The following is a 24882-nucleotide window of genomic DNA, read 5'->3' on the forward strand; positions in this document are numbered from 1 at the left end:
TACGAAAGGTTATAAATACTACTATATTTGACAATTCAATGAGTTTAAACTAATTTTAAATTTTTCAATTTGAAAAAGATTACTATAGCGATTGATGGTTTTTCCTCTACCGGGAAAAGTACATTAGCGAAATCATTAGCAAAGTCTCTTAGCTATGTATATATAGACACAGGAGCTATGTATAGAGCAGTTACTTTGTCTGCAATGAGAAAAGGCTTGATAAAAGAAAATTACTTCAATAAAGAAGGATTAATAGAATCATTACCATCAGTAGAATTACACTTTGAGTACAATCCTGAAAAAGGTTTTGCAGAAGTGTTTTTAAACCAAGAGAATGTAGAAGGTGTAATACGCAGTTTAGAAGTATCACAGTTCGTAAGTCAGATAGCAGAAATACCTGAGGTAAGGAGAAAGTTGGTAGAACAACAACAAAACTTAGGTAAGTCTAAGGGAGTAGTAATGGATGGAAGAGATATAGGTACAGTTGTGTTTCCTGATGCAGAGTTAAAGATATTTATGACTGCCTCTCCAGAAATACGTGCTCAGAGACGCTTTGATGAATTGAAGGAAAAAGATCCTAATGTGAGTTATGATGCAGTGTTTCAGAATGTAGTAGAAAGGGATAAAATAGACACAAGCAGAGCAGATTCACCACTAGTAAAGGCAGATGATGCTATAGAGGTAGATAATTCTAATTTAACTATAGAAGAACAGTTTAATTTAATTCTGGATTTAGCGCAAAAAAGAATTAAATAAATTAATATAAACACACTTATAAAACGAGGTTTAAGGGCGTAAACTCTTAAACTAATAACACAGAAATAATATCACACGTAATGAATGTAAAAGCAAAATTGACGTTGATGAGTTACCTCGAATTTGCTGTTTGGGGAGCTTATTTAACATCTATGGGTAACTATTTAGGATCAGTTGGGCTAGGGCCTAAGATTGGTCTTTTTTATGCTATGCAAGGTATAGTATCTATTTTTATGCCTGCTATCATGGGAATAGTAGCTGATAGATGGATTCCGGTTCAGAGGTTGTTAGGGTTGAATCACTTAGCTGCAGCTATTTTTATGATTGCTACAGGTTATTACGGTTTTATAGCAGGAGGCGATGTAGACTTTACTACAATCTTTACACTTTACACTTGTAGTGTAGCTTTCTTTATGCCTACAATAGCTTTGTCTAATTCGACTTCTTATGCAATTTTAAAACAAAACCATCTCGATACAATTAAAGCATTTCCACCTATACGTACGTTTGGTACAGTAGGTTTTATATGTGCGATGTTGTTTGTTAACTTTTTTGGGTTCCACAGTGATGGTTCTTTAGGTTTTAATTTTGGAGGAGATATCGCTTTTGAAAGTTTTCAGTCTAATTATTATCAGTTCTTTGTATCTGGTGTTTTAGGAATAGTTCTTTTCTTATACAGTTTTGTATTGCCTAATTGCCCAATTAATAAATCTAATGAGAAGCAGAGTTTAGCAGATGCATTTGGTTTAAAGGCATTCAGTTTGTTTAAAGAGAAGAAAATGGCTGTATTCTTTATCTTCTCAATGTTGTTAGGAGTGTCATTACAGATAACGAATGGATATGCCAATCCTTTTATCACAAGTTTCTCCAAAGTACCAGAATACGCTGATTCTTGGGGAGCACATAATGCTAATGCGTTAATTTCATTATCTCAAGTTTCAGAGACATTGTGTATCTTATTGATTCCATTTGTTCTAAGAAAGTTTGGTATTAAAGTAGTAATGTTGATGTCAATGTTTGCTTGGGTTCTACGCTTTGGATTCTTTGGTATAGGTGATCCAGGAAATGGAGTATGGATGTTTATTTTGTCTATGATTGTTTACGGAATTGCATTTGACTTCTTTAATGTATCAGGTTCTCTATATGTAGATAATGAGACAAGTGAAGATATTCGTTCTTCAGCGCAAGGGGTATTTATGATGATGACTAACGGTTTTGGAGCAACAATAGGTATGCTTATCGCTCAGTACATTGTGAATCACTTTGTATATAGTCAAGAAGATGTTACTCTGCAATTAGAGGGATGGAGACATTCATGGCTTATATTCGCTGGATATGCCTTAGTGGTGACTATATTGTTTGCTATTATATTTAAGTATAAACACAACCCACAGGCTGTGGAAGAAAACATGAAATAAGTAAATGATGTATTCTTTCTTTTAAGAGATTAGAGGAGAATATGTTTAGATATAAAAAAAGCGTGCTAAATCTTGATTTAGCACGCTTTTTTTATGGTTTGATTTCTTATTTGTTTTTGCGTTTAGCAGCTCTTTTAGCTTCTACAGCTCTGTTACGAGGCTTGGTTTTACGAGGATTACGTTTACCAGGTCCTCCAAGATTTACCTTTTGGTTTTTATCTTTTTTCTCGTGGAAAGCAGCTCCTTTTTCGATAGGTTTTTTAACTTTAGCAAGTTGTTTAGACTTTAACTTCGATTTTTCAAACTCCATAAGAGACTCAGAGATAACTACTTCCTCTGGAATTGTCATTACCCTAAGTTCTTTCTCCATCAAAATCTCAGCAGCTAATTTTACTTCTTCCTCTTTAGGGTCTACGATAGAAATAGCTGTACCTTTTTTATCAGCTCGCCCTGTACGTCCTATTCGGTGAATATATTGTTCTGGAGAGTCAGTAAACTGTAAGTTGATTACGTGGCTAATATCAGAGATATCAAGTCCACGAGCCATAATGTCTGTAGTTAGAAGCCCTCTTAGTTCATTTGCTTGGAACTCAGCCATAGACCTCATACGGAAGTTCTGAGATTTGTTAGAGTGAATTACAGTGAACTCTTCAGGAAAGGCAGCATCTAGTTTTTCCATTACAACATCTGCAAGACGTTTACTATTGATAAAGATAAGTACTCTATTAAACTCTTCTTTGTTATTAAGTAAGTGCATTAATAGATTTAACTTCGTGTTGAAGTTAGGTACATTATATATCTGTTGATCTATATTTTCTAATGGAGTTCCAGAAGGAGCAAGAGAAACCTCTTCAGGGAAGTCAAAATATTCGTCAAGTACTTCGTCTACTTCTTCTGTCATAGTAGCAGAGAATAAGATATTTTGACGTTTTCCTTTCATCATTGTAAGGATAGACGTAAGTTGAGTTCTAAAACCTAAGTTTAGTATTTCATCAAATTCATCAATAACTAACTTCTGTAAGTTATCAAAACGCAATACTCCGTCTAGAGCCAAATCCATCATACGTCCAGGTGTTCCTACCAGGATATCTACACCTTCATAGACAGCTTTTCGTTGTGTATTGATATTGGTACCCCCATATACCCCTAATGTCCTTACAGACATATAGGCTGTAAGTTTTTGTACTTCATCCACCACTTGTACTACAAGCTCACGTGTAGGTACTAGTATCACTACTCTAGGAGAATCGGCATGGCTAAACTTCCATTGTTTTAAGATAGGAAGAAGATAGGCAAATGTTTTTCCTGTACCTGTTTGGGCAATACCCATCATATCTCTTCCAGAAAGAATAACTGGAAATGATTTAGCTTGTATAGGTGTTGGTGAAATAATATTAAGCTCATTAAGAGCTTTGTCAAGTGCTTTCGGTAGATTAAATTGCTCGAAAGTATTCATATATGTCGATATTTGCAGCAAAGATACGTTTATTTTTTTTGCAATATCAAATACTTTCTATTGTCTTAACGAATAGTTTTTGAACTAAATAGACTAAAATAGTCAATAAAAAAGCAATTATGTAAGTCCTCGTAACGAATTGTGATCCCTATTAGAAAAGTGGAGATATAAACTCGTTATAGGATTAAATAATTTTTTTGATTACCCTTAATTTATGAGTATGTCTTCCAGAGTCGATATTGTAAATTCCTAAATGATCTAATCGGTCTATACGTACTTTTCCATGAGCATGTATAATATAGTTGTTCTCCATGATTATACCTACATGGATGATATTTCCATCAGCATTGTCAAAGAAAGCTAAATCGCCTATTTCGCTTTCCTCTATAAAGCTTAAGGCTTCTCCTATAGCTGCTTGTTGTGAGGCATCTCTGGGAATTCTATATCCATTGATTCTGTAAACCATTTGGGTGAAACCAGAACAGTCTATTCCGAAAGGCGTTTTCCCTCCCCATAAGTAAGGAGTGTTTAAGTACATAAACGCAGTCTTTAAAAAAGTTTGTTTTGTAAATTGACCTGTGATGGTCAGTCCTTCATAAGTGAAGTTATCTGTATTGATACTATTCTTTTTTAATCCTGTAAGACAGCTACCTAGAGGTACTGCCATTAAGTGATTGTTGTTAGAAGAAATAAAGTCTACTAACTCCGCAGAGTGAATAACAGATGTGTTTTGAAGGTATTTATAATCTTCTTCAGAGATTTCTTGATATTGTTTATTATCTATCCAACCTTGGTACTTGTCGAAAGCTAATTCTATTTTCGACCACTTCTCTGTTCTTTCTAAAATAGTAAAGTGTTCACCGAAAAGGACTTGAGATACCATTTCGCTTCTGTCGCTTGGTTCAAGTCTTAAGGGTACAATGGCAAGGTTGCAATATGCAAACATAATATAGGTTTGAATTAAAGTACAAAAATAAAAGATGAGTTTGAACTAATCAAACTCATCTTGAATATATTATTAAAAATTAAGCTCTTTCGATAACTAATGCTGATGCACCACCACCACCATTACAGATAGCAGCAGCTCCTATTTTTGCATTGTTTTGTTCTAATACACTTAATAATGTTACGATGATACGAGCACCAGAACATCCTAGAGGGTGACCTAAAGAAACAGCTCCACCGTTTACGTTTACCTTTTCTGGATCAATATTAAGTAATTTGGTATTCGCAATACCAACTACAGAGAACGCTTCGTTAAATTCGAAGAAGTCCACCTCTTCGATAGCTACATTCGCTTTTTTAAGCGCTTTAGGTAATGCTTTAGCAGGTGCAGTAGTAAACCACTCAGGCTCTTGAGCAGCATCTGCATATCCTCTGATATAAGCTAGAGGTTTTAATCCTAAGCTTAATGCTTTTTCTTCACTCATGATTACTACAGCAGCAGCTCCATCATTGATAGTAGATGCATTAGCAGCAGTTACAGTTCCTTCTTTTGTAAAAGCAGGGCGTAAAGAAGTAATCTTATCTAATTTTACATTTGTGTATTCCTCATCCTTAGAAACTACGATAGCATCTCCTCTTCGTTGAGGTACAGATACAGGAACTACCTCATTGTTAAACTTACCAGCATCCCATGCTTTTGCAGAGCGCTCATAAGATTTAATAGCGAAGTTATCTTGTTCTTCTCTTGAGATATTGTGTGTACTAGCACATAAGTCTGCAGATACTCCCATAGCATTATTGTCATAAGCATCTACTAGACCGTCATTTTGTAAACCATCAATGATAGTTGCAGGACCAAATTTGTTACCATTACGCATGTGTACATAATGAGGAATCATACTCATATTCTCCATTCCTCCTGCTACAACTATTTCTGCATCACCTGCCATAATAGCTTGTGTCCCTTGCATAATAGCTTTCATACCTGATGCACAAACTTTATTTATTGTAGTACAAGCTACCTCTTTAGACAAACCTGCTTTTAAAGCCGCTTGACGTGCAGGTGCCTGTCCTTCTCCTGCTTGAACTACATTCCCCATCAATACTTCATCTACTAGATTAGCATCAAGGTTGATCTTATCTAGTGCTCCTTTAATAGCAGTAGCACCTAATACTGTAGCAGGTACAGTTGATAAACTTCCTAAGAAACTTCCTATCGGTGTTCTAGCAGCAGAAACAATAACTACTTTTTTACTCATAATTTATAGAATTAATTAAGTTTGATTTTTGTTTTAAAACTTTAGACCTTCTGTAAGGTTCAATAAAGATGTGGGAAAATACATAAAATATCTTGAATTCGGATAATTATCTAAGAAATAAAAAAATAATGTTTTTTTTATTTGTGTTTACTTCATTGACTATGAATAGGTTTGTTTTTATGTGATATTTTTTTGTTATTTTTTCTTTCAAAAGCTTGCATAGAACCAAAAGTAGTGCTAAGTTTGCATCCGCATTAGAGAAGTAATTCTCTTAGCAACGGAGAGGTGCCGGAGTGGTAACGGAGCAGATTGCTAATCTGTCATCGGGTAACCGATGCCAGGGTTCGAGTCCCTGTCTCTCCGCTAAGTTTTTCGGGGTGTAGCGTAGCCCGGTCATCGCGCCTGCTTTGGGAGCAGGAGGTCGCAGGTTCGAATCCTGCCACCCCGACGAAAGAAAAACATTTAATGTTTTTTGGTTAGGTCCAATAGCTCAGCTGGATAGAGCAACTGCCTTCTAAGCAGTAGGTCTCAGGTTCGAATCCTGATTGGATCACAGAAGCCTCAACGATAGTTGAGGCTTTTTTTGTTTTCTGAAATATATACCTTTTTTGTCATTAGTATGGATCAGTGACAAAAGGGATCAGTGACAAAAGTTGGGGATTATACAAAATTCAGCTTTTCCTATAATCTAGGTGTAATCAAATAGAGGCATCTTACTGAATCTTATTTGCACACCCCAGATATCCTTTTTATTTTTGAGACTAACGACAATAAAACTTACCGTAAATGATTACAGCTATTCAAGATTGTGTCTTAGTCAATCAAAAGAATATTTTTTATAAACACTTTTTTTATCAAGGAGAGAGTAAGTACACGCTAGTATTATTGCATGACTCTTTAGGCTGTGTTACCCTGTGGAGAGATTGGCCACAGTTACTAGCAGAACGATTACAGTGTGATGTATTAGTATATGATAGAGTAGGATACGGGCTGTCAGATAAGATGGATACTACGAAGAGAGAAAAAGATTATCTAAAGCAAGAAGCTGTATTCTTAAAAGACTTGTTGGAAGAGTTAGAGTTAGAGCATGTCGCTTTATTTGGACATAGTGATGGTGCGTCTATTGCTTTGTTGTTTGCAGCGATGTATCCAGATCACACTTTGGCCTTAGTGGCTGAGGCAGCACATATCTTTGTAGAGAAAGTAACTTTAGAAGGAGTGCAAGCTGCTAAGACTGCTTATGAGACTACAGATTTAGCTGAGCGCTTAGTGAAATATCACGGAACTAAGGTAGATGATGTAGTCAGAGCTTGGGTAGATACTTGGTTATCTCCAGAGTATCAAGATTGGACAGTAGAAGAGGAGATGAAGGGAATACTGTCTCCATTGTTATTTATACAAGGAGAACAAGACGAGTATGGTAGTCTTGATCAAGTAGAGAAAACAATAGCAAAGGCTCAAGGAATTGCAGAGAAGGTTATTTTTCCTAATGTAGGGCATACACCACATAAAGAGATAAAAGAGCAGACACTAGAAGCAATAGTGTCGTTCTTTCAAAAAAACATTTAATTACAGTGCTTTTAGCGCTTCTATTTTGTCATAGAATAGTTTCTCTAGTCTTGGGTCAACACTACTTAAGTAAGCACTTTTTAAGCTTTCTAAGTACTTGTTTAGATCAGGAACAGTACTTCCAGGATCTAGGTGAAAAGGTGTACTTAGATTCTTAGAAAGAATAATTTCGAATGCGTTGTTGATATATTGTTGTTTATCCATGATTCTACAGATGTAATTAAAGTACAAAGGTACACAGAATTCAGAAGCATTAAAAAAACAAAGAGCGCTTATTTAATGTATTAAATAAGCGCTCTTTGTTTTGGCTTTATATCTAGATTAGATTCCTTTAGTTGGAATTTCGATTTCGTATACTCTACCTTTTACTTTTAAACTAGTGTTTACTAACCATGGGTTGTATAGTTTTAGTAATTTGTAGTTGATACCTTGTTCTTTTGCGAATAAAGCTAAATCATCTATATCGTAAGATACAGTTACTTTTTTAGTAGGTACGATTGGATATTTTTCAGATTCAGGAACGTCAAAACCGTATTTTACAGGGTTAGACATAATCTCTTTTAAGGCTAATATTCTGAATACGTATCTAGAAGTCTCTTGGTTTAAGAATAGGTCATAATAGTCCTCCACATATTGACTTTCCATGGCACGTGACATACCTGCCATCCCTCTGTTGTAAGATGCAGCAGCCATCGTCCAACTACCAAAACGGTTTTTAGCACTTTGGAAGTATTTACACGCGGCTTCTGTTACTTTGATTAGGTCGTATCGTTCGTCTACGTATTCATCTATGTATAAGTTAAAGTCCTTAGATGTCCCTTTCATGAATTGCCAGAATCCACTAGCTCCAGCAGGAGATACCGCATTAGCTAGTCCACTCTCTATCACGCATAAGTATTTAAAGTCATCAGGAATACCATTCTTTTTTAAGATTGGTTCAATAATAGGGAAGAATCTATGTGCTCTTTTTATCGTTGTTATGGTCGTACCGTGAAGATTCGTATTGATAATCATTTCTCGGTCAAATCTTTCTTTTACATCTATCTTGTCTAAAGGAGCTTTTTCTCCAGCGAAGTTAGCAGATAGCGGTAGAGGATGAGCGTGTAAGGCAGCTTCATTATGATCCTCCGTAGCGCTAGATATAGTAGTAGCAAACATAAATGATGAAGCTACTGCTATAATAGCAGCGGTTACAAATACAGTTCTAAGCGTCTTTTTCATTATTTTTCTTAAGTATAATCGTTTCTAAATTTTCATTAAACCATTTGTGCTTGATGATAATCATCGCATGAGTGCCCCCTTTTATCTCGATGGCAGATTGTATATTCTTGTAAGGGAATATTTCATCTTTAGTTCCGTGTATGTGTACTACGTTGGCTAATGGTTTGTCTTGTTTCCAATGTAGCACTTCTCTTATACACCAGTCTACATATACCTTATCTCTTATCGGGAGGTAACGGTCATATAGTGCTAATCTTTTCTTCTTTTTCTCTGAAGCTATTTTTTTGATAAGGCTCCAGAGAGTAGGGATAAAAGATGTAGGTAAGCATTTATAGAGTCCTGTTTTTCTAGCAATGTGATAGAGCTTAGGGAACTCTCTATTAGAACGTACGCTTGAAATAATAATTGTCTTTCTTACAGAAATTAATTTACTTATTTCTTGAGCTATAATTCCACCAAAAGACACACCTATTAAAATAGGATTATCGCGTTTGATGAGGCAGAGATAACGCTTTATGTATTGTTCTAGTGATTCGGATTTATTTATAGGTAACCATTCTAAAAAGACAATTTCAAACTTTTCTTGATTCAAACAAAGATGTTCAAAAATCAAAGAAGTAGAGGACATACCTGGGAAGAAATAAATAGGTATTTTGCTCATTATAAATATTTTAAATCGTTTTTATAAGGTTATGTGGAAAAAAATCCCGAACTTTGCTAAATATAGAGATTATAGTAACTTAAAAAAAGAAATACTAGATATTTTATTTTTTACTACAGTTCTAACGTGAAATAATCCAATAAGTACAGATTTATCGTATACATATCATGAGGTATATTAGTGATTTTAGATAATCATTAAACGTACCTGTGGTATTGGTATATGCTTTAGTGTATGAGTTGGTTGTTAGAAGGTAGAGGTGTACACTTACCCTCCTAATTTTTTAGGAAGCACAGCAGTTATTATAATTTGTTTTGTAATCATAAAAACTTGGAGATATAATGGAAATTAAAGACAATGAGTTACTACGTCAGTTCGAGTATGAGACTGAGCAAGGGTTGCTTAGTGTAGAGTATTCACTACAAGAGAGAAAAATTTTTCTTACAAAACTTACTGGACTAGAAGAAGCTTTACCAACACAAGCATCTGATTTTTTAAAAGGTATTTTGGAGATGTTAAGAGAGAAGAGATTAAGAGTAGTACCTACACATCCTAAGATTGTTTCTTTCTTTAGAAAGAATCCTACGTATAAAGAGATGTTACCTCCTGGTATCCGTATCTAAGTAATATTATACACGTTATAGCCTTTTAAAATAATAAGGATTATAAAGTAATGATATAAAAAAGCCTGTTTAGAAGATTCTAAACAGGCTTTTTTATAGTCTCTATTTTCTTTGAGTTCACACAGATTATAAAATGAGACAGACTGTATACCGCCTGTTTCATTCACTAAAGATGTCTACTAGGCGTTTTTTAATGCCCTGTCCTGTTACTTTTTAGTGTCAAGACAAAAAAGTAAATGACTAAAAAAAGCCAACTAAAGATTAGTTGACTTTTTCGATATTTTATTAAAGAGATATTATTATTAGATGAACTCTAATCTTACGATACCATCCTCATCTATTTTCGTTAATTTCACTGCGTGTAACGTATTTACTAAGGCTGGATCCCATGGTGTTTTTACTTTCACATAGTTCTCTGTGAATCCGTGGATATATCCTTCTTTATTCTCACCTTCGAACAGAACTGTTTTTTCTTTGCCGATTTGAGATTCATAGAATGCACGGCGTTTCTTTACAGAAAGTCCTCTTAGCATTTTACTTCTCTTATTACGTACATTCATAGGTACTACTTCATCCATATCCACAGCCTCTGTATTATCGCGTTCAGAATATGTAAATACGTGTAGGTACGAAATGTCTAATTCACTTAAGAAATTATACGTCTCTAAGAATTTCTCGTCAGACTCCCCAGGGAATCCTACAATCACATCCACACCGATACAGCAGTCTGGCATCACTTCTCTGATTTTCTCTACTCTTTCTACATATAGTTCGCGTAGGTAACGACGTTTCATTTTCTTTAGAATGTCGTTACATCCAGACTGTAAAGGAATGTGGAAGTGAGGAACGAATGTTCTACTTTTCGATACGAAGTCTATCGTCTCGTTTTTCAATAAGTTAGGCTCGATAGAAGAGATACGAAGTCTTTCGATACCCTCTACTTTATCTAACTCTTGTACTAATTCTAAGAAAGTGTGTTCGTGTTTCTTATTCCCAAACTCTCCTTTACCATAGTCACCGATATTCACTCCTGTCAGTACGATCTCTTTTATGTTCTGAGCAGAGATCTCTGCCGCATTTTTCAGTACATTATCCATAGTATCACTACGAGAGATACCACGAGCTAATGGGATGGTACAGTATGTACATTTATAATCACATCCATCCTGTACTTTAAGGAAAGCACGTGTTCTGTCACCTATAGAGTAACTCCCTACGTAGAAGTCAGCCTCTGATATTTCGCATGAATGTACTTGTCCCATTTCATTTTTAGACAAGTCATTGATGTAATCTGTTATTTTAAACTTCTCTGTCGCTCCTAATACTAAGTCCACTCCATCTACAGAAGCTAGTTCTTCTGGTTTTAATTGAGCATAGCATCCTACAGCAGCTACGAAAGCTTTATCGTTTTTCTTCTGAGCCTTTTTTACTATTTGCTTAAATTGTTTATCTGCATTTTCTGTAACAGAACATGTATTGATAACATATATATCAGCCACTTCTTCGAAATCTACTCTATCGAATCCTTCCTCTGCAAAATTTCTAGCGATAGTGGAAGTTTCTGAGAAGTTAAGCTTACAACCTAATGTATAAAAAGCTACTTTTTTTCTATTTTCCATAATGATTACTTACTAAGTAGTAACTTTGAATTATATTTACTTTTTCAATATTGAAAAGGTTTGCAAATTTACGTACAAAAATCGGTTTGATGAAATCAATAATTCATTACGTTTCAATATTTTGTGTCTGTGCACTGACGTTTTCTTGTCAGAAAAAAACAGCTGATCAAGATAAAAAATTAGTTTTTAGATATAACGAGAATGCTAATATTCAGACACTAGACCCTGCTTTTGCAAGAAATATGGCTATCATTTGGCCGTGTAATCAACTCTTTAATGGACTAGTGCAGTTAGACGATAGCCTGCATATACAGGCAGATATAGCCAAGTCATGGACGATCAGTGAAGACGGTAAGCAGTATGACTTTATGCTGAGAAGGGATGTCTATTTTCACAAGCATAGCCACTTTGGGGCAGATAGCACTCGTACAGTAGTGGCTAGTGATTTCGAATACAGTTTTAACAGAGTATTAGATGCAGATGTGGTTTCGCCAGGAGCGTGGATATTCCAGAAGGTAAAGAATTTTAAGGCAATTAATGATACGGTCTTTCGCATCGAATTAAAAGAAGCTTTTCCTGCATTTTTAGGATTGCTGTCGATGAGGTATGCCTCAGTAGTGCCTAGGGAGATAGTAGAGGACAAGGCGATAGACTTTCGTTCTAATCCGATCGGTACAGGACCTTTTTATTTTAAATTTTGGGAAGAAAACATTAAGCTAGTCCTTCGCAAAAATCCAAACTACTTCGAAAGAGATGAACAAGGCAATGCATTACCTTATCTTGAGGCAGTAGCCATCACATTTTTGCCAGATAAGCAGAGTGGTTTTTTACAGTTTTTGCAAGGTAATCTAGATTTCATATCCGGTTTAGATCCTTCTTATAAGGATGATATTATCACAGAGAATGGTGAGCTAAATCCGAAGTATAAGGATAAGGTGCAGATGGTGACGGGGCCTTATCTAAATACAGAGTACCTAGGCTTTAACCTAGAAGCACCTAGTGCTATACAAGACGTGAGAATACGCAAAGCCTTAAATATGGGGTTTGACCGAAACAAGATGTTGTTGTATCTACGTAGTGGTATGGGAGATGGAGCAGTAGGAGGAATTATACCACAGGGTCTAGGGGGACATTTTAGTACAGATAAGCTCTATCGTCCAGAAGAAGCTAAGGCGCTAGTAGATGATTATAAGAAGACAAGTAAGGAGAATAAGGTAGAAATCACCTTGTCTACGAATGCTAACTATCTCGATATCGCAGAATATCTACAACGCGAGTGGAAAAAACTAGGGATAGAAGTAATAGTAGATGTGACACCACCAGCTTCTCTACGACAGGGTATGGCATCAGGTAAGGTGTCATTCTTCAGAGGGAGTTGGATAGCAGACTATCCTGATGCGGAGAATTACCTTTTGTTATTTTATTCAAAGAACAAGGCACCTAATGGACCTAACTATACTCGCTTCGCTAATCAAAAGTTTGATCAGCTCTATGAACAAGCTTTTAAAGAAGTGTCAGAAGAGAAGCGAAATAGTATCTATCAGCAGATGGATCAGATTATAGCAGATGAGGTACCCGCGATCATCTTGTTTTACGACAGAGCAGCGAGGTTCTCTCATCAGAGTGTAAAAGGACTAGGCATTAACCCTATGAACAATTTATTTTTAAAGAAAGTTTACAAAGAATAATATAGTCCCGCCGCAGTACCTACTGTGGGATAAGGATATAAAAAGTCAGTTCACACAATCTTGTGTGGACTGACTTTTTTGTTTTTAGAAGTATATAAGCTTTGTACTTATTTAGGAATAGGTAGTATGAGATCATTTAGAGAAGTTTCGAAATTGTTTACCCTTATTCAGATGAGCTTGTTAGAGGAGGATAGGTGGTGTATAAAAGAAGCATTGCTCGACAAACATACTTCTAGCTCCACCATTCTCAAGGTATTGTCCATGTATTGTCGAAGGAGTGGAAGTTAATACTAGGTTTTTTAAGGGTTTAGGTTACTTTATGAGTAAGTATATAATTAGGTGTTTGGGGTTTAATGTGTTGGTATATAGTTATTTGTGTTTTTAGGGTTATAAAAAAATGAGTTGGTTTTTTTATTAATTGTTCTGTTTAGGAGGTTTTTTGGGGGAGAAGTAGGAAAAAAGAGAGACTAAAGTGACTTTCTTAGTGTTTATAAGTCTATATACTTGTTAAAAAATAAAAAAGTAAGCTAATTAATTTTGATTACATCTTACGGAAGTAGGAGCTAAGAGAACTGTGATAAATAGGATGAATATTATTGTTTATTAATATCAATAGATGTAGTGTGGATATAGATGTATTGTTTATTTTTGCGTATACCACCATTACTATAAAATAAATACCTTACTGACATGATGAATGAACTAGTTGTTTTAGTTGTAGATGATGAACCTAAAGTAGCTGAAGTACTTAAAACTATTATAGAGAAAAAAGTAGTATACCACGAAAGAATTGTGGTACATACTGCTCACTCAGTACAGGAAGCTGTACAAGAAGTGAATGCTATTTTGCCTGATATTGTATTCTTAGATATTCACATGCCAGAAGAAGATGGTTTTGAGTTATTTAATTATGTTGATCAAAGTACCTTTGAGGTAGTGTTTACTACAGCGTATGACCAGTATGCTATAGAGGCTATTAATAAATATGACTGTCTGAAGTATCTACTGAAACCGATAGGAATACAGGATGTACAGAACGTATTCGATAAATATAAGGAGCTAGAAGGATATCATTACTTTTATAAAATAATAAAGAATAATCAGAAGCGGTATATCGTACGAGTAGAAGATATCGTCTACTGTAAGGCTGCTGATAACTACTGTGAGATTTATTTAAAAGATCAGAAATATTTAGTGTCTAAGACATTAAAAAATGTGGAAGATAAGATAAAACACAAAAACTTTAAACGTGTTAATCGCTCTTATTTAGTGAATGTAGATCATATTGATTATATCGATAAGGATACGAATGTAGTTTGTTTTAAAGAGCAAATAATAGTGAATCACGAAAAGGTGGATAATGTGATTACGGTGGCTTCTGCTATGATGAAGGAGCTTAATAGCCTTAATATATGAGATATTTACTAACTGTATTTTTTGTATTCTTTTATTTTATAGGATTCGGGCAGGGGATTATCACGAAGCAGTATACCATAGAGAATGGTCTGATGGCTAATGATGTACGCGCACTCTGTGTGGATTCTAAGGGGATAGTGTGGATAGGATCTCGATCTGGCCTAACACAAAAAGTACAAGGACTAGTAAAAGCTAATGAGGATGCCTCTCGATACCGATATACTAATATAACTGATATCATAGAGGATGATAAGCAAGGTATCTGGGTAGGGAGTTATGGACAAGGTATCTTATACAGAGGTAAGGGAGAGGTGCGTATCATCAGTGTACAGCATGGACTTATCTCTAACAGAATAAGACGTTTATATCACAATGGAGACTATATATATGTAGCTACCTCTGATGGGGTATCTCTAATTTCTAAAAAAGACTTTTCTGTTACTACTCCTAGTTTTGTTACGAATAAGCATCACCCATTTGAGGTAAGTGATTTTTTTGAGTATCGAGGAGAGGTGTATGTAGCTACGATTAATGATGGAATATTTAAGTTCGTAAATAATGAGTTGGTTCTAGTAGAAAAAGAGGGAAGAATATTTGCTGCTATAGGCTTTGACGATAAAGTATTTATCGGAGGTCAGGATGGTTTAGTAATCAAGGATTTGTCTACTAAAAAAGTGATAGCAAAGTATGATATCCCACCAGTAAAGGATATAAAGAAAGCAAATAATCAACTGTATATCGTCAGCGGTGGAGTAGATGATAATAATGGAAGACTGTATAGATGGGATGGGGTTTCATTAGATAATATCACAGAGTACTTAGGAGTGTTATCTACAGACTTCTATTCTGTAGGATATGATGAAAAGAATGACTTCTTATATATAGGGACTAAATCTCAAGGGGTATTTCAGATAGACTTATTCTCTCCTCTGAGTTATGATGACTCGCACGGAGCAGTATCTGTTATAAAAAAATTAAAAGACAGAGTGTTCTTTTTCACTCAAAAAGGAGTGTTGATACAGAATAAAGATGAGGAAGTAGGAACTATACCTCTATCAGCATTTAAGCATTATCAAGAACAACATTATCGCAAACATCTAGCTATAACTACGAAAAACAATCACTTTTTTGAGATTGATTATACAGTGCCTGCGGATAAGATTATATTTTACTCAGCAGTAGAGTATAATGGTACGATTTGGGTTAGTAGTAATATAGGTGTATTTCAGATAGGGTATAACGGGTATATTTTATCCTATCACTCTATTCATACTTATCAGTTTGGTTATTTTCAAAACCGATTTATTGAGACTAATCCTTTTGGAGGAGTGAGGGTGTATCAGGATTTGAATAAAATGGACTATCAATATCACTTTAGGGTAGATAGTGATGATATACCTAGAGATATCGTAGATATAGAATATGTAGGGGACAAGATGTTTTTGGCAGGAGCTCTAGATGGATTGTATACCTTCGATGGAAAGAGCTTTATGTCCTTATCTAAGCGAAATCTGTTTCCTGAGAATAGATTAAAGAAGATAGAGAGAGGAGCTAATAATACGCTTTATGTAGCTACAGACTTTAATGACATTTATATACTAGAGACGCAGAGCGGAAAGTATATGGTGAAGGATTTTATCTCAAATAAAGATATTATAGGAGCTAATATAACCTTGCTTAAGTGTATAGGGCAAAAGATCTTAATAGGAACGAGTAAAGGACTAACGGTTATAGATGGTAATCATAAGTTTCAATTCAATAAAGAACAAGGTTTTGGCAATGAAGAAATCTTATCTTATGAGCTCAAGGATAATTTATTATATATAGGTACGGTAGATGGGTTATATACTTTAGATATCACTTATTTTAAAAGAAGAAATGTTCAGTATGAGGTCAATATTTCGGATATTACAGTCAATGGGTATGAATTAGAAAAAAATGGAGAGGTCTATCATCATATACGCAAGTTAGAATTAGATAGTAGAGAGAACAATATTCAGATAGGTTTCGAAGTATTAGGAACTAAATTTCCAGGAAAATTAGAGTTTCAATACCGCTTAAAGCTAGGTGAGAATTGGATCAATGTAAAAGAGAATAAATTAGACTTACATTATCTTGAGTCAGGGTTGTACCCTATCGATATTAAGGTATATGACTATGATAGTGGTAATGAATTAATATACCCACTCTTATTAGTAGAGGTAGATAAACCTTTCTATGCAAAAGCTTGGTTTATTCTATTATGTGCCTTTCTACTATTAGGTATATCTTCTTTGTTCTATTTGTTTAGATTTAAACAATTGAGAAAAGTTCAAATAGCAGAGCGCAAAAAACTAGAGTACCAAAAGAGACTTGCAGAGGTGAAGTTACAGTCTGTACGCAGTCAAATGAACTCTCACTTTATATTTAATGTATTGAGCTCTATTCAATATTATATTATCAAAGAAGAGGTAGATGACGCACTCTTTTATTTAGAACGTTTTGCTCAATTAATTAGGACAACACTAGATATGTCTACTAGAGAACGCATTACCTTAAAAGAAGAATGTGAATACCTAAGTACGTATGTCGAGATTGAAAATATGCGATTAGACGGGAGGGTGAGTTTCGAGATAAATGCAAAAGGAGTAGACCTAAGAGGTATATTAGTTCCTCCTTTATTATTACAGCCTTTCGTAGAGAATAGTTTAGTTCATGCCTTTCCTCAGCATATAAAGAGTCCTCGTATTGTGATTGAAATTTATAAAACAGAAGAAGAATATTTAGCCATAGAAATAAAAGATAATGGTGTAGGAGATACTGCTGTGAATAATAAGAAACATGAGTCTAAAGGTATGGCGATCGTAAAGGAGAGAATATCGCTAATCCAGTCTTATCTAGATGAAGATCTGATTATCAAGTATAATAGTGAGGGGACAATAGTGAGAATAGTATTAAAAAATGTTTTAAAATAATCAATGAAGAGATTTCTTTTTATAGGCATATTCATTATGTATATGCTATCTAATGCATATGTGTTTTTTAATTATAGTGCGTTAGTTAGGGAGAGTGATTTTAGTGTTAAGGTACTGTTTGGTGTTATAGCATTAACGATGTCGTTAAGTATACTTATATTCTATAGTGTAGGGAAGAGAATGCCTGTCTATTTAGCGTCGTACTTCTATAGAATAGGCACTGGTTGGCTTATGTTAAGCATATATGCTTTTATGTTGTGTTTACTTTTTGATATAGGAGCATTAATTAATCATTTTACACAGCAGTCTACCTTGTTTATCTATGATCATTACTCTTCTGCCCGTGGTTCTCTATTGATATTATTGACGTTAGTAATTGCGTTTATAGGACATATTACTTACCTTAAAAAGAAGAGAAAAGAGATAGTGATAAAGGTGAATAAAAAGTTGCCTAAAGAGCTTCGATTTGTCTTGTTGACAGATTTGCATCTAGGATATGCTATAGAGCATAAAGAGTTAAATAAATGGGTAGATACTGTCAACGCTGAGTGTGCTGATGCTGTACTTATTGCTGGAGATGTGATAGATGTAAGCCTGATACCATTACAATATTATAAGTTAGATGAGGTTTTAAAGAAGTTTAAGAGTGAGTATGGTACGTATGCGTGTCTAGGTAATCATGAATATCTAGCTGGAGTAGAAGGAAGTATTACGTTCTTAAAGTCTGCAGGGATAAATATATTACGCGATCAGGTAAAGGTACTAGATGATATAAACGTGAATCTGATAGGACGAGATGATAAGACGAATCGACACCGTAAAGAGTTAGGTGAGCTGATGAAGGGGATAGCGGAAGATAAACTGAATATTCTCTTAGATCATCAACCTTATGCCTTAGAAAATGCCGTGAACAATAGAGTGGATATACAGTGTTCTGGACATACACATAGAGGGCAGATGTGGCCTGTGTCTTGGATAACAGATCGGTTATTTGAGAATTCGCATGGGTATCTAAAGAAAGAGGATACGCATATCTATGTCAGTTCTGGTGTAGGAATATGGGGAGGTAGATATAGAATAGGTACTGTGTCAGAATACGTCGTAATCAGAGTACAAGGAATATAATAAAATAAAGGCTATTTTTGTAAAAAAATATTAGATTGTGAATTATTTATCGGTTGAGAATATAGCGAAATCCTTTGGTGCGAGAACATTGTTCGAGGATGTATCATTTGGGATTAATAAAGATCAGAAGATTGCTTTCGTAGCAAAGAATGGAACAGGTAAAACAACCATTTTAAAAATCCTGACAGGAGAAGACTTTCCAGATGCAGGACAAGTAGTCATGCGCAAAGGTATCCGTATGGCCTTTTTGCCTCAGGAGCCTGCACTGCAAGATGAATTGACAATAGAAGAAAGTATTTTTGCTTCAGACAATGATACATTAAAAATCATAGAAGAATACGAGAAAGCATTAGAAAATCCAGAGGATGCAGATGCTTATCAGAAGGCATTCGAGAAGATGGATGCTCATAATGCTTGGGACTTTGAGACGCAGTATAAACAAATCTTGTTTAAACTGAAGTTAGAAGATCTAAAAGTAAAAGTAAAAACATTATCAGGGGGTCAACGCAAAAGGTTAGCATTGGCTATTATATTAATTAATAGACCAGATTTATTAATCTTAGATGAGCCTACTAACCACTTAGATCTAGAGATGATAGAATGGTTAGAGAATTACTTTGCTAAGGAAAATATTACTTTGTTTATGGTGACGCACGACCGTTTCTTTTTAGAAAGGGTTTGTAATGAAATTATCGAATTAGATAATGGCAAGATCTATCAGTATAAAGGAAACTATTCTTATTATCTGGAGAAAAAGGAAGAGCGCCTAGCTATAGAGAATGCGAGTATAGATAAGGCACAGAACTTATTTGTGAAGGAGTTATCTTGGATGAGGAGACAGCCTAAGGCGCGTACTACTAAATCTAAGTCTCGTATTGATGACTTCTACGTAATTAAAGAAAAAGCGCATAGTAGAAGACGTGAACATCAAGTAGAATTAGAGATTAATATGGAGCGTATCGGTAGTAAGATCGTGGAACTTCATAAACTACATAAGAAATTTAAGGATAAGGTCATCTTAAATGACTTTAGTTATAATTTCAATAAAGGTGAACGCATTGGTATTATCGGAAAGAATGGTAGTGGAAAGTCTACTTTCTTAAATATCCTTACTCAAGGTATACTGCCTGATGCAGGTAAAGTAGTAGTAGGAGAAACTATAAAAATAGGATACTATACACAAGGAGGGATTAATATAAAACCAGAACAGAAGGTAATCGATGTGATTAAAGAGTTCGGTGAGTATATTCCATTAGCGAAAGGTAGATCTATATCGGCAGGACAGCTTCTAGAGCGCTTCTTGTTTGATAGAAAGAAACAACATGACTTCGTAGAGAAATTAAGTGGAGGAGAGCTAAAACGTCTTTATTTATGTACAGTATTGATTCAGAACCCTAATTTCTTGATTCTGGATGAACCTACGAATGATTTGGATATTGTTACGTTAAATGTATTAGAAAGTTTCTTATTAGACTATCCAGGTTGTTTAGTTGTGGTTTCTCACGATAGATACTTTATGGATAAGATCGTAGATCATCTATTCGTATTTAGAGGAGAAGGAGAAATAGAGGATTTCCCAGGTAACTATTCTGACTTTAGAGCATATGAAGATAGTATAGAACCAGTGAAGGAAGAGTCAACAAAGGAAAAGGTAAACTGGAAAGAAAGTCAAGTTAAAAAAGGATTGACATTTCAGGAGCAAAAAGAATTTCAGAAAATAGAAAGAGAGATTGCTAATTTGGAGCAAAAGAAGGTGGAAATAGAGAAATTATTTTCTGATGGAAAAGTAGGGGATGATGAAATCGAATCTAAAGCAAATGAACTCCAGAAAGTGCTAGCAGAATTAGAGGATAGAGAAGAGAAATGGTTTGAGCTTTCTTCTAAAATGGAGGAATAAAAAACACCATAAATAAGAAAAATAAGAAAGGTGCAATATTGAACAATATTGTACCTTTTTTTTCGTTAGTCAGCTGTTATTACTGATGTGAACTCTAATAATTTAGGGTTTATTTATGAAATAAGCAAGATTTAAAAAGTTAATTTTATATTTTTTAAACTATTGATTTTTAGTTGTTTGTATATATTTTTGGTGTTAAAAAATAAAAAGTGATATTAAAAAAATAGGAGAATGAGAAAAATGAAGTAACTTTGCAGACAGAAATTTCAAGTGGTGACAGGGCTTGAGAAATTAGTTTTAATGAGAAAAAAATGTTCTTTTTTTATTGGTATTGTCCTATTAACAGGGGTAGGTGTTTCAGGTTTTAAGCAATATGAAACTATGCTTTTAGAGGAGTATAAAATAGTTCCTGAAGGTCCCTTATCTTATGATTTTCCATATAGTGATTTAGCTATGGAGGAGTCAGGAGAGTTATTAGCAATACCATTTATCGGAAAGACTTATGTCGGTTTTAAACAGGCATTGGCAGTACGCGAATCTTATGGATTGTACAGAATAGTAAATTCATATGGTTACATGGGCAAATACCAGTTTGGTAAAGTGGCATTACGTTCAATAGGAGTAACGGATACGACTAATTTTTTACATGATCCAGTAATGCAAGAAAAAGCTTTTGACGCTTTAGTTGCGAAAAACAAATGGATCTTGAGAAAAGAGATTGAAAAATTTGATGGTAAACGCATCGGAGGAATTGCAATTACAGAGTCAGGAATCTTAGCAGCGGCTCACTTAGGTGGAGCAGGTTCTGTAAAGAAATTCTTGAACAGTAATGGAGCAAACGGTTTCCAAGACGGATACGGTACTTCGATACGTACATATCTAAAAAGTTTTAGTGGATACGATGTATCTGATATTACAGCTGAGAAAGATGCTGTAGTAGTATTATAACTCTTTAGAAAAGAAAAGCTTAAAGGATATCATTTAAAAAATGGTATCCTTTTTTTATTGTTTATTGAAAATAAGTTTTTACATTTGCAATTCAATAAGTAGAAAAACGAAATGAATTTAATTCTAACAAATACTTGGTGGTGGACTAAACTTACGTCGAATGTCGTGAGCAGTCCTTGCTATGTATATATGAATTAAGAGAAATAATATATATTACCTAGAAGAGGCTTGTCAAACGACAAGCCTCTTTTTTTTGTACCTAATCGAAAGTAAAATTTAAAACAGTATATAAAATGAAATATCAAGTTAATCAAGATGGTTATTATGGAAATTATGGGGGAGCATTTATTCCTGAAGCACTAGCTCCAATTATTGGGCAATTACAAAGAGAGTATATCTCTATTATTGAACAAGAGGATTTTCAACAAGAAATGAATCAGTTATTAGAAGATTATGTAGGTCGTCCTACTCCATTATATTTTGCAAAAGGGTTGTCTGAGAAGTACAATACTAAAGTTTATTTAAAGAGAGAAGATTTATGTCATACAGGAGCTCATAAGATTAATAACACTATCGGTCAGATATTATTAGCAAAACGCTTAGGAAAGAATAAAATAGTAGCAGAAACGGGAGCAGGTCAGCATGGAGTAGCTACAGCTACAGTATGTGCTCTTATGGGAATGGAGTGTATCGTATATATGGGAGCTTTAGATATAGAAAGACAAGCGCCTAATGTGGCACGTATGAAGATGCTAGGTGCTGAGGTGAGAGCTGCGGAGTCTGGAGCAAAGACATTAAAAGAGGCAGTAGATGAGGCTTTATTATACTGGATAGAAAATCCTGATGACACATTCTATTTGATAGGATCAGCAGTAGGACCACATCCTTATCCTGATATGGTGAGTAGATTCCAGTCTATTATATCTAAAGAAATTAGAAAACAATTGTTAGCAAAAGAAGGAAGAGAAGAGCCTGATTATATAGTAGCTTGTGTTGGTGGAGGAAGTAATGCAGTAGGAGCTTTTTACCATTTCTTAGAAGATGAACAAGTGAAGTTAATTGTAGCTGAAGGAGGAGGAGAAGGAGCTGATAGTCCAAAAACAGCAGCTACTTCTTTTGTAGGAAAAGAAGGTGTGTTACACGGAAGTAAAACCTTGTTTATGCAAGATGAAAAAGGAGAACCTCTAGAAGCATATTCAGTATCAGCAGGTTTAGATTATCCTGGTTTTGGACCTTTATATGCACATATGAAAGAATTGGGAAGGGCAGAGTTCTATGCGATTAAAGATGATGAGGCAATGACAGCCGGGTTAGCCTTGTGTAAAGTAGAAGGAATTATCCCAGCGATAGAAAGTTCTCATGCTTTAGCAGTATTAGAACAACGCAAATTCAAACCAGAGGATATTGTTGTAATCAATTTATCGGGAAGAGGAGATAAAGATTTAGATAATTATCGCAGTTATTTTAACTTCTAAAATAGATAAGGTATGTATTTTAGTATCGTTATCTGAAGAGAGCTATTTAAGAAGTAAAAAGCCAATAACATATAATATGCTATTGGCTTTTCTATTAAAGGTTCAGTATGTTTTAATCTTCGATGTTTCCTATCATTAATTTAGGGTCAACCCATTTGTCAAAATCTTCAGGTGTAACATATCCTAATCGAACAGCTTCTTCTTTTAGCGTTGTACCATTAGCATGAGCTGTTTGCGCTATTTCGGCTGCTTTGTAATAACCAATTTTAGTATTTAAAGCAGTAACTAACATTAATGAGCTATCTAGTAATTCTTTAATACGTTTGTCGTTTGCTTCAATTCCTTGTGCACAATGCTCATCAAAAGAGATACAAGCTTCTCCTATCAGTCTAGCAGATTGTAAGAAGTTGGCTGCCATCACAGGTTTGAATACGTTTAACTCAAAATGACCTTGTGTGCCAGCAAAAGATATTGTTGTATCATTTCCTATAACTTGTGCAGCTACCATAGTAAGTGCTTCACATTGTGTAGGATTTACTTTGCCAGGCATGATAGAAGACCCTGGTTCATTAGCAGGGATAATGATTTCGCCAATTCCAGAGCGTGGTCCAGAAGCTAATAATCGGATATCATTTGCTATTTTATATAAGGAAACAGCAAGTTGTTTTAAAGCCCCATGCGTTTCTACAATTGCATCATGAGCAGCTAAAGCTTCAAATTTGTTTGGAGCTGTTACAAATGGTAATTTTGTAAATTGAGCAATATATTCTGCTACTTTTATATCATATCCTTTAGGAGTATTTAATCCTGTACCTACAGCAGTACCTCCTAATGCTAACTCAGCAAGATGAGGCAAAGTGTTATTTAACGCTTTTAGCCCATAATCTAACTGTGCTACATAACCTGATATTTCTTGTCCTAGCGTAAGAGGGGTAGCATCCATAAGGTGTGTTCGTCCTATCTTTACTACATCTTTTAGATCTTTAGCTTTCTTATCTAATGTGTTTCTCAAAGCAGTTACACCTGGAATAGTATATTCTACCACAGCTTTATAAGCTGCAATATGCATTGCCGTTGGGTAGGTGTCATTAGATGATTGAGACTTGTTTACATCATCATTTGCTTTAAGTACAGGTTCGCCTTCACCTATTTGGAAACCAGCTAGTACTTGTGCTCTATTGGCAATTACTTCATTCACGTTCATGTTAGATTGTGTGCCAGAACCTGTTTGCCAAATAACTAAAGGGAAGTGAGCATCAAGTTTGCCTTCTAGTATTTCATCACATACTTTAGCGATATGGTCTCTTTTTTCTGAAGGTAAAACATTTAAATCAGCATTCGTAAAAGCAGCAGCTTTTTTAAGATAAGCAAAAGCTTCTATAATTTCGTGTGGCATAGAAGCCTCAGGACCTATTTTAAAGTTGTTTTTAGAGCGTTCAGTTTGTGCTCCCCAATATTTGTCTTTAGCAACTTTTATTTCTCCTATAGTGTCTTTTTCTATTCTGTAATCCATTATTAATTTATTTTGAATGATTGTAGTCTAAAGATAAGAAGAATTATTTAGTTTCATTCTAAAGAAAGATTAAAAGTTAAGGTAGGTTAGGTAGAAAAAATAAAAGTGAGTATATTTACAGCGTATATACAAAATTAATCCGGAGAAAACATGTTTGAATTTCAACAGTATTTAGGTTTCATCGTTGCCATGACTGTAGTTACTATGGCATTTTGGCTTATGATGTTCTTAGTTGGTTTCGTATCTTACTGGGCAGTAGGTGGAGCTAGAGAACTAATAAAAGAGAAGAAAGCTAAAAGACAGCAATTAGAAGACAATCAGATCTAGTATTTGGTTTAA

Annotated in this window: 20 protein-coding genes and 3 tRNA genes; 15 read left to right on the forward strand and 8 right to left on the reverse strand. The window is 34.8% G+C overall.

Translation table 11 applies throughout. The features are described from left to right. Positions 1 to 69: 69 nt before the first annotated feature. Positions 70 to 756 carry a (d)CMP kinase gene (gene cmk, locus HX049_RS04750; protein WP_286414424.1) on the forward strand — a complete coding sequence of 229 codons (687 nt, stop codon included), beginning with the start codon at positions 70 to 72 and terminating at the stop codon, positions 754 to 756. An 80-nt stretch (positions 757 to 836) separates the two neighbouring features. Continuing rightward, the gene (locus HX049_RS04755; protein WP_286414426.1) at positions 837 to 2174 is read left to right on the forward strand and encodes an MFS transporter; all 1338 of its coding nucleotides are present in this window, start codon (positions 837 to 839) and stop codon (positions 2172 to 2174) included. Between the two features lie 106 nt (positions 2175 to 2280). Here the strand turns inward: HX049_RS04755 and HX049_RS04760 are convergent, their stop codons facing one another. From HX049_RS04760 to HX049_RS04770, 3 genes are all read right to left on the reverse strand, one after another. Continuing rightward, a complete protein-coding gene (locus HX049_RS04760) occupies positions 2281 to 3630 on the reverse strand; it encodes a DEAD/DEAH box helicase (protein WP_286414428.1) in 1350 nt (449 codons plus the stop codon). A gap of 184 nt (positions 3631 to 3814) precedes the next feature. Continuing rightward, positions 3815 to 4576, reverse strand: coding sequence for a C40 family peptidase (locus tag HX049_RS04765; RefSeq protein ID WP_286414430.1), 762 nt, complete (start codon positions 4574 to 4576; stop codon positions 3815 to 3817). A gap of 79 nt (positions 4577 to 4655) precedes the next feature. Continuing rightward, positions 4656 to 5834, reverse strand: coding sequence for an acetyl-CoA C-acyltransferase (locus HX049_RS04770; protein WP_286414432.1), 1179 nt, complete (start codon positions 5832 to 5834; stop codon positions 4656 to 4658). 279 nt (positions 5835 to 6113) lie between these two features. On the opposite strand from HX049_RS04770, the gene HX049_RS04775 reads away from it, so the two are divergent. The 4 genes from HX049_RS04775 to HX049_RS04790 all read left to right on the forward strand — a co-directional run bounded on the left by HX049_RS04775 (position 6114) and on the right by HX049_RS04790 (position 7403). Then, positions 6114 to 6197: transfer RNA gene (locus HX049_RS04775), tRNA-Ser, on the forward strand. Between the two features lie 10 nt (positions 6198 to 6207). Continuing rightward, positions 6208 to 6282, forward strand: a tRNA-Pro gene (locus HX049_RS04780). A gap of 31 nt (positions 6283 to 6313) precedes the next feature. Then, positions 6314 to 6387: transfer RNA gene (locus HX049_RS04785), tRNA-Arg, on the forward strand. Between the two features lie 233 nt (positions 6388 to 6620). Further along, positions 6621 to 7403: an alpha/beta fold hydrolase gene (locus HX049_RS04790; protein WP_286414434.1), complete on the forward strand. Its 783-nt coding sequence runs from the start codon at positions 6621 to 6623 to the stop codon at positions 7401 to 7403. Here the strand turns inward: HX049_RS04790 and HX049_RS04795 are convergent, their stop codons facing one another. The 3 genes from HX049_RS04795 to HX049_RS04805 all read right to left on the reverse strand — a co-directional run bounded on the left by HX049_RS04795 (position 7404) and on the right by HX049_RS04805 (position 9285). Further along, positions 7404 to 7607, reverse strand: coding sequence for a hypothetical protein (locus HX049_RS04795; protein WP_006261845.1), 204 nt, complete (start codon positions 7605 to 7607; stop codon positions 7404 to 7406). Positions 7608 to 7724: 117 nt separating this feature from the next. Further along, positions 7725 to 8624, reverse strand: coding sequence for a lytic transglycosylase domain-containing protein (locus tag HX049_RS04800; RefSeq protein WP_286414437.1), 900 nt, complete (start codon positions 8622 to 8624; stop codon positions 7725 to 7727). Beyond that, a complete protein-coding gene (locus tag HX049_RS04805; RefSeq protein ID WP_286414439.1) occupies positions 8608 to 9285 on the reverse strand; it encodes an alpha/beta hydrolase in 678 nt (225 codons plus the stop codon). The genes HX049_RS04800 and HX049_RS04805 overlap by 17 nt, the downstream gene beginning before the upstream one ends. 341 nt (positions 9286 to 9626) lie before the next feature. Between HX049_RS04805 and HX049_RS04810 the strand changes: the two genes are divergently transcribed. After that, on the forward strand, positions 9627 to 9908 hold the full coding sequence (locus HX049_RS04810) for a GNAT family N-acetyltransferase (protein ID WP_006258736.1): 282 nt from the start codon (positions 9627 to 9629) through the stop codon (positions 9906 to 9908). 302 nt (positions 9909 to 10210) lie between these two features. On the opposite strand, the gene mtaB is transcribed toward HX049_RS04810, so the two are convergent. Next, the gene (mtaB, locus tag HX049_RS04815) at positions 10211 to 11527 is read right to left on the reverse strand and encodes a tRNA (N(6)-L-threonylcarbamoyladenosine(37)-C(2))-methylthiotransferase MtaB (RefSeq protein WP_286414441.1); all 1317 of its coding nucleotides are present in this window, start codon (positions 11525 to 11527) and stop codon (positions 10211 to 10213) included. An 89-nt stretch (positions 11528 to 11616) separates the two neighbouring features. On the opposite strand from mtaB, the gene HX049_RS04820 reads away from it, so the two are divergent. The 7 genes from HX049_RS04820 (at position 11617) to trpB (ending at position 23030) form a co-directional block, all read left to right on the forward strand. Further along, positions 11617 to 13215: an ABC transporter substrate-binding protein gene (locus tag HX049_RS04820; RefSeq protein WP_286414442.1), complete on the forward strand. Its 1599-nt coding sequence runs from the start codon at positions 11617 to 11619 to the stop codon at positions 13213 to 13215. A 690-nt stretch (positions 13216 to 13905) separates the two neighbouring features. Continuing rightward, complete coding sequence (locus HX049_RS04825) at positions 13906 to 14631, forward strand: LytR/AlgR family response regulator transcription factor (protein WP_286414444.1); 726 nt, start codon at positions 13906 to 13908, stop codon at positions 14629 to 14631. Continuing rightward, positions 14628 to 17585, forward strand: coding sequence for a sensor histidine kinase (locus HX049_RS04830; protein ID WP_286414446.1), 2958 nt, complete (start codon positions 14628 to 14630; stop codon positions 17583 to 17585). Before HX049_RS04825 ends, HX049_RS04830 begins: the two co-directional genes overlap by 4 nt. Positions 17586 to 17588: 3 nt before the next feature. Beyond that, positions 17589 to 18710, forward strand: a complete 1122-nt coding sequence (locus HX049_RS04835) for a metallophosphoesterase (RefSeq protein ID WP_286414448.1) — start codon at positions 17589 to 17591, stop codon at positions 18708 to 18710. A 37-nt stretch (positions 18711 to 18747) separates the two neighbouring features. Further along, complete coding sequence (gene abc-f / locus HX049_RS04840) at positions 18748 to 20607, forward strand: ribosomal protection-like ABC-F family protein (RefSeq protein WP_286414449.1); 1860 nt, start codon at positions 18748 to 18750, stop codon at positions 20605 to 20607. A 300-nt stretch (positions 20608 to 20907) separates the two neighbouring features. Next, positions 20908 to 21555 (forward strand): peptidoglycan-binding protein LysM, encoded by a 648-nt coding sequence (locus HX049_RS04845; protein ID WP_286414450.1) that lies wholly within the window; start codon positions 20908 to 20910, stop codon positions 21553 to 21555. 293 nt (positions 21556 to 21848) lie between these two features. Then, positions 21849 to 23030, forward strand: a complete 1182-nt coding sequence (gene trpB, locus HX049_RS04850) for a tryptophan synthase subunit beta (protein WP_286414452.1) — start codon at positions 21849 to 21851, stop codon at positions 23028 to 23030. 112 nt (positions 23031 to 23142) lie between these two features. Here the strand turns inward: trpB and fumC are convergent, their stop codons facing one another. After that, positions 23143 to 24543, reverse strand: a complete 1401-nt coding sequence (gene fumC, locus HX049_RS04855) for a class II fumarate hydratase (RefSeq protein WP_286414454.1) — start codon at positions 24541 to 24543, stop codon at positions 23143 to 23145. Between the two features lie 150 nt (positions 24544 to 24693). Between fumC and HX049_RS04860 the strand changes: the two genes are divergently transcribed. Then, positions 24694 to 24870 (forward strand): hypothetical protein, encoded by a 177-nt coding sequence (locus HX049_RS04860; RefSeq protein WP_006258725.1) that lies wholly within the window; start codon positions 24694 to 24696, stop codon positions 24868 to 24870. The last annotated feature ends 12 nt before the right edge of the window (positions 24871 to 24882 follow it).

The sequence above is a fragment of the Myroides odoratimimus genome (assembly GCF_030326305.1).
Lineage (GTDB): Bacteria > Bacteroidota > Bacteroidia > Flavobacteriales > Flavobacteriaceae > Flavobacterium > Flavobacterium odoratimimum_A.

Excerpts from the sequence above, each read along its gene's own strand:
- HX049_RS04755 (WP_286414426.1), top strand. The coding sequence starts at position 837 with ATGAATGTAAAAGCAAAATTGACGTTGATGAGTTACCTCGAATTTGCT.
- HX049_RS04760 (WP_286414428.1), bottom strand. The coding sequence starts at position 3,630 with ATGAATACTTTCGAGCAATTTAATCTACCGAAAGCACTTGACAAAGCT.
- HX049_RS04765 (WP_286414430.1), bottom strand. The coding sequence starts at position 4,576 with ATGTTTGCATATTGCAACCTTGCCATTGTACCCTTAAGACTTGAACCA.
- HX049_RS04770 (WP_286414432.1), bottom strand. The coding sequence starts at position 5,834 with ATGAGTAAAAAAGTAGTTATTGTTTCTGCTGCTAGAACACCGATAGGA.
- HX049_RS04790 (WP_286414434.1), top strand. The coding sequence starts at position 6,621 with ATGATTACAGCTATTCAAGATTGTGTCTTAGTCAATCAAAAGAATATT.
- HX049_RS04795 (WP_006261845.1), bottom strand. The coding sequence starts at position 7,607 with ATGGATAAACAACAATATATCAACAACGCATTCGAAATTATTCTTTCT.
- HX049_RS04800 (WP_286414437.1), bottom strand. The coding sequence starts at position 8,624 with ATGAAAAAGACGCTTAGAACTGTATTTGTAACCGCTGCTATTATAGCA.
- HX049_RS04805 (WP_286414439.1), bottom strand. The coding sequence starts at position 9,285 with ATGAGCAAAATACCTATTTATTTCTTCCCAGGTATGTCCTCTACTTCT.
- HX049_RS04810 (WP_006258736.1), top strand. The coding sequence starts at position 9,627 with ATGGAAATTAAAGACAATGAGTTACTACGTCAGTTCGAGTATGAGACT.
- mtaB (WP_286414441.1), bottom strand. The coding sequence starts at position 11,527 with ATGGAAAATAGAAAAAAAGTAGCTTTTTATACATTAGGTTGTAAGCTT.
- HX049_RS04820 (WP_286414442.1), top strand. The coding sequence starts at position 11,617 with ATGAAATCAATAATTCATTACGTTTCAATATTTTGTGTCTGTGCACTG.
- HX049_RS04825 (WP_286414444.1), top strand. The coding sequence starts at position 13,906 with ATGATGAATGAACTAGTTGTTTTAGTTGTAGATGATGAACCTAAAGTA.
- HX049_RS04830 (WP_286414446.1), top strand. The coding sequence starts at position 14,628 with ATGAGATATTTACTAACTGTATTTTTTGTATTCTTTTATTTTATAGGA.
- HX049_RS04835 (WP_286414448.1), top strand. The coding sequence starts at position 17,589 with ATGAAGAGATTTCTTTTTATAGGCATATTCATTATGTATATGCTATCT.
- HX049_RS04845 (WP_286414450.1), top strand. The coding sequence starts at position 20,908 with ATGAGAAAAAAATGTTCTTTTTTTATTGGTATTGTCCTATTAACAGGG.
- trpB (WP_286414452.1), top strand. The coding sequence starts at position 21,849 with ATGAAATATCAAGTTAATCAAGATGGTTATTATGGAAATTATGGGGGA.
- fumC (WP_286414454.1), bottom strand. The coding sequence starts at position 24,543 with ATGGATTACAGAATAGAAAAAGACACTATAGGAGAAATAAAAGTTGCT.
- HX049_RS04860 (WP_006258725.1), top strand. The coding sequence starts at position 24,694 with ATGTTTGAATTTCAACAGTATTTAGGTTTCATCGTTGCCATGACTGTA.